Source organism: Rhodococcus sp. EPR-147, from assembly GCF_001647185.1.
Taxonomy (GTDB): domain Bacteria; phylum Actinomycetota; class Actinomycetes; order Mycobacteriales; family Mycobacteriaceae; genus Rhodococcoides.
In genome coordinates this window covers 1-11,560 of record NZ_LVCU01000285.1, presented here as the reverse complement: position 1 = coordinate 11,560, position 11,560 = coordinate 1, and the positions used below count along the sequence as shown (strand labels likewise).

13 protein-coding genes are annotated in these 11,560 nt (G+C 66.3%); 8 read left to right on the top strand and 5 right to left on the bottom strand.

The window, feature by feature from the left end; all coding sequences use genetic code 11:
* A partial coding sequence (locus A2J02_RS13485) for an inositol monophosphatase family protein (protein WP_068050640.1) occupies positions 1 to 823 on the top strand: 823 nt, incomplete at its 5' end.
* A 15-nt stretch (positions 824 to 838) separates the two neighbouring features.
* Here the strand turns inward: A2J02_RS13485 and cei are convergent.
* Positions 839 to 1,519: an envelope integrity protein Cei gene (cei, locus tag A2J02_RS13480; protein ID WP_068050645.1), complete on the bottom strand. Its 681-nt coding sequence runs from the start codon at positions 1,517 to 1,519 to the stop codon at positions 839 to 841.
* A 544-nt stretch (positions 1,520 to 2,063) separates the two neighbouring features.
* Between cei and A2J02_RS13470 the strand changes: the two genes are divergently transcribed.
* Positions 2,064 to 2,366, top strand: coding sequence for a DUF4193 domain-containing protein (locus tag A2J02_RS13470; protein ID WP_027496891.1), 303 nt, complete (start codon positions 2,064 to 2,066; stop codon positions 2,364 to 2,366).
* A gap of 72 nt (positions 2,367 to 2,438) precedes the next feature.
* Here the strand turns inward: A2J02_RS13470 and A2J02_RS13465 are convergent, their stop codons facing one another.
* Positions 2,439 to 2,903, bottom strand: coding sequence for a DUF3093 domain-containing protein (locus A2J02_RS13465; protein WP_068050644.1), 465 nt, complete (start codon positions 2,901 to 2,903; stop codon positions 2,439 to 2,441).
* A gap of 220 nt (positions 2,904 to 3,123) precedes the next feature.
* Between A2J02_RS13465 and dut the strand changes: the two genes are divergently transcribed.
* Positions 3,124 to 3,576, top strand: a complete 453-nt coding sequence (gene dut, locus A2J02_RS13460; protein ID WP_094642394.1) for a dUTP diphosphatase — start codon at positions 3,124 to 3,126, stop codon at positions 3,574 to 3,576.
* 64 nt (positions 3,577 to 3,640) lie between these two features.
* Positions 3,641 to 4,483 carry a DUF3710 domain-containing protein gene (locus A2J02_RS13455; RefSeq protein ID WP_068050638.1) on the top strand — a complete coding sequence of 281 codons (843 nt, stop codon included), beginning with the start codon at positions 3,641 to 3,643 and terminating at the stop codon, positions 4,481 to 4,483.
* Here A2J02_RS13455 and A2J02_RS13450 read toward each other — a convergent pair.
* Entirely contained in the window at positions 4,465 to 5,187 is a 723-nt protein-coding gene (locus A2J02_RS13450) for an alpha/beta fold hydrolase (protein WP_068050642.1), read from the bottom strand. The genes A2J02_RS13455 and A2J02_RS13450 overlap by 19 nt on opposite strands.
* Before the next feature lie 122 nt (positions 5,188 to 5,309).
* Between A2J02_RS13450 and A2J02_RS13445 the strand changes: the two genes are divergently transcribed.
* Positions 5,310 to 5,687, top strand: coding sequence for an OB-fold nucleic acid binding domain-containing protein (locus A2J02_RS13445; RefSeq protein WP_068050637.1), 378 nt, complete (start codon positions 5,310 to 5,312; stop codon positions 5,685 to 5,687).
* Between the two features lie 121 nt (positions 5,688 to 5,808).
* Entirely contained in the window at positions 5,809 to 6,462 is a 654-nt protein-coding gene (locus A2J02_RS13440; RefSeq protein WP_068050641.1) for a DUF3159 domain-containing protein, read from the top strand.
* On the opposite strand, the gene A2J02_RS13435 is transcribed toward A2J02_RS13440, so the two are convergent.
* Together A2J02_RS13435 and A2J02_RS13430 are read right to left on the bottom strand one after the other, a co-directional pair.
* Positions 6,436 to 7,095, bottom strand: a complete 660-nt coding sequence (locus A2J02_RS13435) for a potassium channel family protein (RefSeq protein ID WP_068050636.1) — start codon at positions 7,093 to 7,095, stop codon at positions 6,436 to 6,438. The two genes, A2J02_RS13440 and A2J02_RS13435, sit on opposite strands and share 27 nt — an antisense overlap.
* Positions 7,096 to 7,144: 49 nt before the next feature.
* Complete coding sequence (locus A2J02_RS13430; protein ID WP_037190085.1) at positions 7,145 to 7,810, bottom strand: potassium channel family protein; 666 nt, start codon at positions 7,808 to 7,810, stop codon at positions 7,145 to 7,147.
* 176 nt (positions 7,811 to 7,986) lie between these two features.
* Between A2J02_RS13430 and A2J02_RS13425 the strand changes: the two genes are divergently transcribed.
* The gene (locus A2J02_RS13425) at positions 7,987 to 9,984 is read left to right on the top strand and encodes an APC family permease (RefSeq protein ID WP_068050635.1); all 1,998 of its coding nucleotides are present in this window, start codon (positions 7,987 to 7,989) and stop codon (positions 9,982 to 9,984) included.
* Positions 9,981 to 11,252, top strand: a complete 1,272-nt coding sequence (locus tag A2J02_RS13420; protein ID WP_068050634.1) for a class I SAM-dependent RNA methyltransferase — start codon at positions 9,981 to 9,983, stop codon at positions 11,250 to 11,252. The genes A2J02_RS13425 and A2J02_RS13420 overlap by 4 nt, the downstream gene beginning before the upstream one ends.
* The last annotated feature ends 308 nt before the right edge of the window (positions 11,253 to 11,560 follow it).

Here is an 11,560-nt window from a genome sequence, read left to right as displayed (position 1 = left end):
CGCCGTACGGGTCGCGACGCGAGCCGCCGAGCACGTCAGGCGACGCCGCCCGGAGGTCTTCGGCGGCGAACCGATCGAAGGTGACGGCGCGGTGCAGTCGAAGAGCACGCCGACCGATCCGGTGACGATCGTGGACACCGAAACCGAGAGCGTCCTCCGCGAGCTGCTGGCGCGGCTTCGGCCGCAGGATGCCGTTCTCGGCGAGGAGGAAGGCAGCGAGAACGACTCGCTCGACGGCGTGCGGTGGGTGCTCGACCCGATCGACGGAACCGTGAATTTCATGTACGGAATTCCGGCGTACGCGGTGTCGGTCGCGGTTCAGATCGACGGTGTCAGTGTTGCGGGGGCCGTGGTCGACGTCGCCCGCGAGCTCGTCTACTCGGCCGCTCTTGGGCGCGGGGCGACGGTGGAGCGAGCCGACGGTACCCAGGAGCAGCTGCACTGTTCGGGTGTCACCGATGTGTCGATGACGTTGTTGGCCACCGGATTCGGCTACGGATCCGGTCGTCGCGCGGTGCAGGGCGCGATCATTTCCGAACTGCTGCCTCAGGTGCGTGACATCCGCCGGATCGGTTCGGCTGCGCTCGATCTGTGCATGGTCGCGTCCGGAGTTGTCGACGCACACTTCGAGCACGGGCTCAGTCCGTGGGATTGGGCGGCGGGTGGGCTGATCGCAGCCGAGGCTGGCGCGACGGTCAGGCTGCCTGCTGCCGACAGCACCAGCGCTCAGGGTGCGGTGACGGTGGCCGCTGCCCCAGGGGTCTCGAACGCCTTCCTGGCGGTACTGCGCAGCGCGGGTGCACTCGATCCGATACCCGGCTGACGCGCCGCCGGTCGGTCAGCAGCGCGATTCGCGTGCTGCCGAGAGCAGATCGGCGTCGAGTGGCGCAGGGGCGGCACCGGGTGCGGTACCGGCGAGCGTGCGCAACACTTCCTCGGCGTCGTCGTTGGGCTGGATCTCGCTGAAGTAGGTACCGAGAGCCAGATCGACCGAGTCGTCGGCGCGGGCATCCTGAATCAGTTCGGCGCACGGCGCGACCAGTGACACGGCACTGGCCGCCGCCAGGCCGGCCGGGCCGAACCGAATCTGGCCCTGGCACTGCATGTTCTGATCGACGTAGACCGGATCGTTGCCGACCTGGACGTCCGGTGCGCTGGCGAAACCGTAATCGATGAGCTGGGCGGCGACGAGAGCTGCCTGTCCGCGCTCACCGTTCGCGTTGAAGACGCGCACTTTCGATGCGGACAGGGCCGCAGGCTCGACGTCGAGCAGTGTCGTCGGGTCCACTTCTTCGCCGAGAGGTGCCGGCTGCGTCCCGTCCGTCGCGGCGGTGGTGGTGGGCACGTTGCATTCGGCCGTTGCGGAGGCGGCTTCGGAGGTGGTGAACACCTTGACCCACACGAGCACTCCGAGCAGGGCCAGCACGGCGAAGACCGCGATCATCGGAAACGCGCGGCGTCGACGGAACGGACGACCTCGACCGTCGACCGAATGGCCTTCGGTGATCAGAGAAACCACGGTGATCTTCGCCTTTCCGTCGGCAGTTGCCGAGACCGGTCCACAGAGTCGGTTCACACCGACGCGGTGCCTACTGTAGATGCCCGCGGTCGGTGGGGGCGGCACACTCGGCCGGCACCTACTCCGATCCCGTGCGCGACGCCCGATTCGGAGCCCGAAACCGGGGGCGAGAAGTGTTCTGCGATGCAAGGAATGAAGCCGCCCATCCCGGTGTTGTTGCGGCGTGCAGCCAGGTGAAGGACCAGTCGGCGATTCGGTTTCTGCTTTGCGACCGGCTTCGGCTATTGTCTGGCGGCCGCGGTGCTTCAAGAATCGGACACCGGTGCACGATCGATCAGGTGAGCGAGGTCTCGATCGGGTTTCAACCGGCGAGTTCTGGGAACTACCCGGTGTAGTTTCGGGCACCGCGCGACGACGAACGGTTTGAACAGATACGAACATCGGTGGGAGCGAGCAAGCGCCCTCTTCACAGCCGACGGCCACAAGCCGACCACATCGGCAGCTTTCACCACACACACGCACGAAGATGAGGGGTACGAAGACAATGGCAACCGACTACGACGCACCGAGAAGAACAGAATCCGACGATGTGTCGGAGGACTCGCTGGAAGAACTGAAGGCCCGACGCAACGAGGCTCAGTCCGCCGTGGTGGACGTGGACGAATCCGACACCGCGGAGTCGTTCGAGCTTCCGGGTGCAGATCTGTCCGGCGAGGAGCTGTCGGTTCGGGTCGTTCCCAAGCAGGCCGACGAGTTCACCTGCTCGAGCTGCTTCCTGGTCCATCACCGCAGCCGGCTGGCCAGCGACGCCAACGGTGTACTGATGTGCCGCGACTGCGCGGCGTGACCTTTTCCACACAGACCTGATCCAGCGGGTCAGGTCTGTGTCGACGGTTCCGACCGTCGATCGACGGGTGAATCAGCGCGCTTCGACGCCGTGCGCGGTCAGGACTGCCAGCAGCTCTTCGGGGCGCTTGGTACTGACTAGCCAGTAGGGCGTCGGATCGTCCGGGTCGTCGAGGACCACGATCACCATCTGCTTCACCCAGGTGCGGTGCTGCACGAAGGCCAGTGGATCGAGTTGCCTTCCCAGCGCCGCACTTTTTGCTGTCGCGGGAACGATCGCGGCCTTCGATGCCACATCGAGTGGCAGATGAGCAGACCCGACGCGTAACTCGGTGCCGGTCGCTCCGGTGCCCACCTCGACGCGCAGCCTGCTGAAGGCGAACAACGCCCACGCGATCAGTGGGAGCAACACGACATAGGGCAGCCAGGCCCTGATGCCCGGCGCACCCATGTGGATCTCCGCAGCCAGCAAGACCGCCACGGCCGCACCCGCCGCCCACCACCAGATCGGCACCCAGAGTCGCTCCGAGTACAGCACGGAGTTCGCGGGTGCTGAGGAACCCGTGTGGGGAGTGGAGTCGCCGGACTCCGACGCGTGTTCGGCCTGTCGATCTGCAGTCACGAGTCCCAGGGTAGTCGCCACACCGAGACGGAAGCCGGCCAGCGTAGTCTCGTACGACGTGAGCGACGAAGTCACCGAGTCCGGCAGCGAACCATCCGTCGATCGACCCACCATCCCGTGCCTGCCTTCCGATCCGGTGTCCGAGGTCCTGGTACGCCGACTCGATCCCGAGCTTCCGGTGCCGACGCGTGCGCACGACGGTGATGCGGGCGTGGATCTGCGAATCACGGCTCCGGTGACCATCGCACCGGGCGAACGCGTCCTGGTGGGGACCGGAATCGCGATCGCTCTCCCGTTGGGAACCGTCGGGCTGGTGCATCCGCGATCGGGGTTGGCGGCGAAGTCGGGCCTGTCGGTGGTCAACACCCCGGGCACCATCGATGCCGGCTACCGCGGGGAGATCAAGGTCTGTCTGATCAACCACGACCTGCACACTCCGATCGAACTCGAGCGCGGCGACCGCGTCGCCCAACTGATCGTGCAGCGAGTCGAGTTGGTGACGTTCGTCGAGGTGGACGAGTTGGACGACACCGTTCGAGGGGCCGGTGGTCACGGTTCGACCGGCGGCCATGCGAGTCTGAAGCAGTGAGTTCCGCCACGACGTTCATCGGTGGCAGGCACAGTGGAAGCAACCGAGAAGAAGAGAGCTGAACATGTTCGGACGGCGTAAGAAGAACGACGCCGGCAGTGCCTCCGCGCCCGGTGCGGAGCCATTCGTCGACAGCGTCGAAGACGAAGACGACGGTGTCGAGGCCGCGGACACGACCGCAGACGGGCCCCACGATCTCGAGGACCTCGACGACGATCGCGAGACCGTCGCCAAGACGCGACTCGACCTCGGCTCGGTGCTGATTCCGCTGCCGGAGGGCGGTCAACTCCAGGTCGAGATGTCGCAGGCCGGTAGCCCGCAGGCAGTGCACATCGTGACGCAGTTCGGGCGCATCACCATCGCTGCCTACGCGGCACCCAAATCGCCCGGTCAGTGGCGCGAAGTGGCAGCCGATCTGGCGTCGTCTCTGCGCAACGACAAGGCCGAGACGACAGTCGAGACGGGTCCGTGGGGACGCGAACTCCTCGGTGTCACGGCCAACGCCGACCTGCGCTTCATCGGAGTCGACGGCTATCGCTGGATGGTCCGCTGCGTGCTGGCGGGTCCGTCGGGTGCGGTGGGCGAGGGCCAACCGCTCGTGCGGCTGGCGCACACGATCCTTCGGCAGACCGTGGTGGATCGGGGTACCGAGCCGCATCCCGTTCGGACCCCGTTGCCGGTGGTGTTGCCGCAGGTACTGGCCGAGCAACTTGCTGCAGCCGCGCAGCAGCAGGCGGCAGCTCAGCAGAACGCTGCGCAACAGGCCGCGCAGCCCCAGGCCGCGGTACCCACCGCAGAACCTGTTGTGCCGCAGCAGGATTCGACGCCGCAGCCGACCGCCGCCGAGCGTGACCGCGCGCCGCGTCGGGGCGCGTCGGGATCGGCGATTCAGCAGCTGGGCGGCTGAGCCTGCGGACCGTCGAGACCGTCGACCGCCGCTCGGCCGAGGCATCCCGGGTCGCGTCCGATGTCGTCCAGGGTCACGGTACGCAGCGCGCAGTTCGGTAGCGCCCGCGCCCACTGTCGAGCCACCTCGATCGGATGGACCGCGTCGTCCACTGCGCCCACGACGACGGCAGGCAGCTCCAGCCGAGCGAGCTCGTGGAGTTCGGGGCTGCGGTGCCGAGCCGCCTCGTCCAGCGCGTCCGGAAGCGCGGGCCACTGGGCAGCCCATGACCTCCGCAGCGTGCGCGCGAGCCACGGCGGGCTCGACGCGGCCATTGCCGCGGTGACGGTGTCGAGCCCCTGTTCACGCAGGGATCGAGCGGTGAACTCCGCGCTCAGGGCCGCGGGGGAGCCGGCCGGGTCTCCGGTCCACGCCGGGAGCGCGAGTGCAACAGCCGCAGTGTTCGATGCGTTGGCCGCGGCCCAGCGAACCGCTACCGCGGCCCCGAGGGATATCCCCGCGATCACGACGCGTCCGTGTCGGTGCGCGGCGTCGTCGAGGGCGGTCAGGTAGCTCTCGACCACCGCGGCCGGGTCGGGTTCGACCGCGATGGTGGTCAATCCCACACTCTCGAATGCGGCCGAGAACGCGTCGGCGGCGAACCGGGCATCGGACCCCGTTCCCGGTAGAACGATCGCAGTGCGGGTGTCGAATCGGCTGTGCACGACACGATTGTGCACGCCTTCCGACACCTCCGTAGCGGCGGTTGGTCAGCGTGACACTTGGGGTCTACAGTGGCGAAGTACCCACCCTGACGAGGGAACGACCCCCACCGCTGGAGCGCACAATGGCACCCGCTGCCGCAGGATACTTTCGCCGCCTGACGCGGAAGTTGACAGAGGACATCGATCAACTCGATGCCGAGGAGATGGCCGAAACCTCCGAAGCCTCCGGGGCTCGGCGAGCGTGCGACTGCTTGCGAGGCGAGGAAGTGACCATGCTCGGTCGGTTGCGCAGCGTCGAAGCCTGTTCGAAGGCGGCCAATGCGAACATCGAAGCCGAGTTCTTCGACGGCACCGACACGGTGACGCTGCTCTGGATCGGGCGCCGCAAGATCGCCGGTATCGAACCCGGCAAGACTCTGCTCGTGCGCGGACGTGTCGGCGAACGCGACGGACGCAAGATCGTCTACAACCCCTATTACGAACTGCGCGACGACAGCTGATCGTCGCCGGTATGGCACTCTCGTTGTCGTGACCAACAGTGACGATTCCGTGCCGCCCACGCCGACATCGAACACGCCGGAACTCACAACCGACGCGTCGAACACGGACCGCGTCGAGAAGGTGGCTCCCACCGTCCTCGAACAGCTCGGCGGTCTGAGCGGGCTCGTCTACTCCACCTTGCCCGTCGTCGTCTTCGTTCCTGTGAACAGCTACGTCAACCTGTCGGTCGCCCTCTGGTCCGCTCTGGGAGTTGCCGCCGCGGTGTTGGTGTGGCGGTTGGTTCGTCGCAGCCCCATTCAACCCGCCATCTCGGGATTCTTCGGAGTCGGGATCTGCGCGTTCATCGCATACCGGACGGGAGATGCCAAGGGCTACTTCCTGTTCGGCATCTACACTTCGCTCGCCTACGGTGCGGCTTTCGTGTTGTCGGTGCTCGCGCGCTGGCCGTTGGTCGGCATTATCTGGGGATACCTCAACGGCAAGGGAACGTCGTGGCGTGGCCACCGGTCGGCTGTGCGCTACTACGACGTGGCCACCATCGCCTGGGCATCGGTGTTCGGCGCTCGATACATCGTTCAGTCGCAGCTCTACGACTCCGACCAGACGGGCTGGCTCGCCGTTGCCCGCATCGGCATGGGCTGGCCGCTGACAGGGGTGGCGCTGTTGGTCACGCTCTGGGCCGTGCGTGCTGCCGATCGCGCGCTCGACGCTGCGTCGAGCGCGGACCGCAGTCGGGATCGGCTGTCGTCAGATCAGGCCGACAGCGGAGCGTAGTTCGTTCTCCACCTCTTTGGCCGCGACGAACAGCAGCTCGTCGCCGCCCTCGAGCGGATCGTCGTGCTGTGGAACGATCACTCGACCGCCGCGCAGAATCGTCACCAACGCTGCGTCCCTGGGCAATTGGAGCTTGCGGACCGGCTTGCCGGCCAGGGGGGTGTTCTCCGGCAGCGTGATCTCGACGAGGTTCGCCTGACCCTTGCGGAACGTCATCAGGTGGACGAGGTCGCCTACCGACACGGCTTCTTCGACCAGGGACGCGAGCATTCGCGGCGTCGAGACTGCGACGTCGACTCCCCAGGCGGCATCGAACAGCCATTCGTTGCGTGGATCGTTGACCCGGGCCACCACGCGATTGACGCCGAACTCGGTCTTGGCCAGCAGGCTGAGCACCAGGTTCGCCTTGTCGTCACCGGTGGCAGCGATCACCACGTCGTAATTCTCGAGGTGGGCGGCTTCGAGCAGACTCAACTCGCACGCGTCGGCCAGCACCCATTCCGCTTCCGGGATGGCGGCCTGATCGACGTGGTCGAGTTTGCGTTCGAGGAGCATCACATCGTGTTCGCTGCGGATCAACTCGCGTGCGATGGATCGGCCGACTGCGCCGGCTCCGGCGATAGCGACTTTCATGGCTTCCCGTTCGGGTCGATGGGGGAGGTGGGGAATGTGCGCGCGTGCATCAGTCGTCCGAGGGCGGCGGATTGCCCGCCAGTGCAATGGCTTCGGCGACGGTTCCCGAGACAGCGGCGACGTACACCTCGTCACCGGCTTGGATCACGGTTCGTTTGTCCGGTAGCAGTCCGCTGCCGAAACGGATGACGAACGCGGCCCGCGAGTTGGTGGCTTCCTCGAGTACCGAGAGCTTCTTGCCGATCCAGGCGTCGTGGAAGTCGAGCAGGACGACGGCGACGCTGCCCGACGGATCGCGCCACTTGGTGGTGGGGTCGTCGCGCAGCAGGTTGTGCAGAAAACGATCGGTGGCCCAGGGGACGGTGGCGACGGTCGGGATGCCGAGGCGTTCGTAGACGGCGGCGCGCTTGGCGTCGTAGATCCTCGCGACCACTTTGTCGACGCCGAACGTCTCTCGTGCGACGCGGGCGGAGATGATGTTGGAGTTGTCGCCGGACGACACGGCCGCGAAGGCCTCGGCCTTCTCGATTCCAGCGCTCACCAACACATCTCGGTCGAACCCCATGCCGACGACGCGATGGCCGGCGAAGTCGGGGTCCAGACGCAGAAAGGCTGTTTCGTCGCGGTCGATGATCGCTACCTCGTGTCCGATGCGTTCGAGCGCCCCGGCCAGCGATGCGCCGACGCGGCCACATCCCATCACAACTACGTACAACGCCCAGCTCCGTCCCGATCTCGATGGTCGACCACTGCCGACCGACACTGCCATGACCGGCAGGCGTGCACCAACGTATCGGGGGATCGGCCACCGTACGGATCGAGGGTGCGCTCCGACGCAGTTTCGGGCGCGTGGTTGAGACGACCGTAGGAGGACGGCCTACGCTTCTGTGCGTGTCCAAGGTCTCGACTGCCGCCAAGCGGCTAGTGCTCGGTAAGCCGTTCCGCAGCGACAAGCTCGGTCATACGTTGCTTCCCAAGCGGATCGCGTTGCCGGTGTTCGCCTCGGACGCCATGTCGTCGGTTGCGTATGCACCCGAGGAGATCTTTCTGGTGCTGTCTGTCGCGGGCATCTCGGCAGTCGCGTTCACCCCGTGGATCGGTCTCGCCGTCTGCGTGGTGATGGCCGTCGTCGTGGCCAGCTACCGACAGAACGTGCATGCCTATCCCTCCGGTGGTGGCGACTACGAGGTCGCGACCACCAACCTTGGCCCCGCAGCCGGATTGACGGTCGGCAGCGCACTGCTGGTCGACTACGTGTTGACCGTGGCCGTGTCCATCTCGGCGGCCGCGTCGAACATCGGGTCTGCGGTGCCGTTCGTGGCCCAGCACAAGGTGCTGTTCGCTGTCGTGGCCATCGTCCTGGTCACCTCCGTCAATCTTCGTGGCATCCGGGAGTCCGGAACTGCGTTCGCCATCCCGACGTACGCCTTCATGGGTGGCATGGTCCTGATGCTGGGGTGGGGCCTGTTCCGGGTCTACGTTCTCGGCGACGACATCCATGCCGAATCGGCAGCCTTCGATCTGCGGGCCGAGGATTCGCACCTGTACGGCATCGCGTTCGCATTCCTCATCGCGCGAGCGTTCTCGTCCGGTTGTGCGGCACTGACCGGGGTGGAGGCGATCAGCAACGGGGTACCGGCATTCGAGAAGCCGAAGTCGCGCAATGCCGCGACGACGCTGCTGCTGCTCGGAGTCATCGGGATCACACTGCTGATGGGCATCATCCTGCTCGCGCAGAAGATCGGCATCAAATACGCGATGGATCCCGAATACCAACTCGTCGGAGCGCCGGAGGGCTACCAACAGAAGACGCTCATCGCGCAGTTGGCGGAGGCGGTCTTCAGCGGATTCCCCATCGGGTTCTTCTTCATCACCACCGTCACGGCCCTCATCCTCGTTCTTGCTGCCAACACTGCGTTCAACGGATTCCCGGTGCTCGGTTCGGTGCTGGCACAGGATCGGTATCTGCCGCGCCAGCTGCACACTCGCGGTGACCGCTTGGCCTTCAGCAACGGCATCCTCTTCCTGTCCGGTGCCGCGATCGCCTTCGTCGTCGTGTTCGGCGCCGAGGTCACCAAACTCATTCAGCTCTACATCGTCGGTGTGTTCGTCTCGTTCACCCTCAGTCAGACCGGCATGGTTCGGCACTGGACGCGGCTGTTGGCCACCGAGACCGATCCCGAGCAACGCCGGCGCATGCAGCGCTCGCGGGTGGTCAACGGGGTCGGTCTCGGCATGACCGGAACGGTGCTGGTCATCGTGTTGATAACCAAGTTCGCCGCCGGTGCGTGGATCGCGATCGTGGCGATGGTGGCGATCTTCGTCCTGATGCGCATGATCAGAAAGCACTACGACACCGTGGCCCGTGAACTCGAGAACGAGGAATGGGACGGAGTGCTGCCCAGCCGGACGCACTCGATCGTGTTGGTCTCGAAGCTGCACATGCCGACCCTGCGCGCGTTGGCGTACGCCAGGGCGACCAGGCCCGACACACTCGAGGCGGTGACCGTCAACGTCGACGAAGCCGACACGCGCGCGCTGGTCAGGGAGTGGGAGGCGAGTGACGTCACGGTGCCGCTCAAGGTCGTCGAGTCGCCGTACCGAGAGGTCACCAAACCGGTTCTCGATTACGTCAAGCGAGTTCGCCGCGATTCGCCTCGGGACGTCGTCACGGTCTTCATTCCCGAGTACGTGGTCGGTCACTGGTGGGAGCAGGTTCTGCACAATCAGAGCGCGCTGCGACTGAAATCCCGACTGCTGTTCCAGCCTGGCGTGATGGTCACCAGCGTGCCGTGGCAGCTTCGGTCGTCCGAGAAGGCCAAGCGTGAGGTGCTCGGCAATGCGCCCGGTGCGTCGCGTCGCGGCTACGAGCCTCCGGCCGGCAAGTGAGCGAGAGTTGGTTCGGGCTCCTGCTCGAGGTCGAATTGGGCGCGCCAGGGCACGGCGGGTTCTGTGTGGCCCGCCACGACGGCCGGGTGATGTTCGTGCGTCACGGATTGCCCGGTGAACGGGTCCTGGCCAAGGTGACCGAGGACCGGGGCGGATCGTTCTGTCGCGCCGATGCCGTGGAGATTCTGTCTGCCTCTCCGGACCGGGTGGACGCGCGCTGTCCCATCTCCGGACCCGGCGGCTCGGGCTGTTGCGATTACTCCCACGCGAGTGCCGATGCCGGACGGCGACTGAAGTCCTTCGTCGTCGCCGAACAACTTCGCCGCGTCGCCGGAATCGAGCGTGAGGTGCACGTCGAGGAGCTACCGGGGTCCGGCGACGGCACCGGGTGGCGAACCCGTGTGCGACTCGCCGTCGATTCCGGCGGACGGCCCGGCTATCACCGCTATCGCAGTAGCTCGATCGTCACCGAACTGACGTGTCCGCAAATGGATTCCGCGGCCTTCGAGGGTCTCGCGGATCAGCAATGGCGGCCGGGTGCCGAGCTGCAGGTGGTGCTCGACGGGGAAGGTGAGCGGCACGTGGTGGAGATCGCGCCCGCGCAGCTCTCGCCCACCGGACGCCGATCGCCGGGGCGTCGTGGCGCGGCCGCGCGTCGGGCTGCGTCGTCGCGGTCCCGGCCGGAGAAGGCCGTGATCGGATCGGGTCGGGTCACCGAACAAGTCTCGAACAGGGCGTGGACCCTCGACGCCACCGGATTCTGGCAGGCCCACCGCGGCGCGCCGCAGGTGTACACCGATGTGGTGGGCGACTGGGCGGACGCCACAGCCGGTGACGGTGCGTGGGATCTGTACGGCGGTGTCGGTGTGTTCGCCGCCGCGCTGGCCGATCGGGTGGGTCCGAGCGGCCGAGTCACCAGCGTCGAATTCTCCCGTCGCGCCGCCGAGGACGGCCGTTCGGCGCTGCAGGATCTACCGCAGGTCTCGTTCGTGCCGGGTCGGGTCGAGCGGTCGTTCGAGACGTTGACCGAGCCGGTAGCGGTTGCGGTGCTCGATCCACCTCGGGCGGGTGCCGGACGGGACGTGATCGACGCCCTCGCCGTCAGGTCTCCGCGTTCGGTGGTGCACATCGGATGTGATCCGGCCTCGTTCGCACGGGATGTGAGCTTGTATCGAGCTGCGGGATACGAACTGGTCGACATGCGCGCGTTCGACGCCTTTCCTTCGACCAGCCACGTCGAATGCATCGGCCGTTTCGTTCGTCGGTGAGGGCGGCGACCGATCAGGCCCGGTACGCAACTTCGGCGACTGGGGCGAAGGTGTGCGTGGGAACGGTCACGATGCGCTGGGCGCCGCATGTGAACCCCTGATATCCGACGAGTCCCTCGCTCGTGTCGTGGGTGGAGTGGGTGGTCCAGGTGTGTGTGGTGTGTTCGGTGTGCATGCGTCCATCGTGATGTAATGGTCTTGTGCACATCAACCCTTACGGCGAATATGCGGTGAAACTCGGTATCGACCTGCTCAATTCACCGCCCACGTCGGCAACCGAACTGGGCAACCGCTGCGTCGACGCCGGC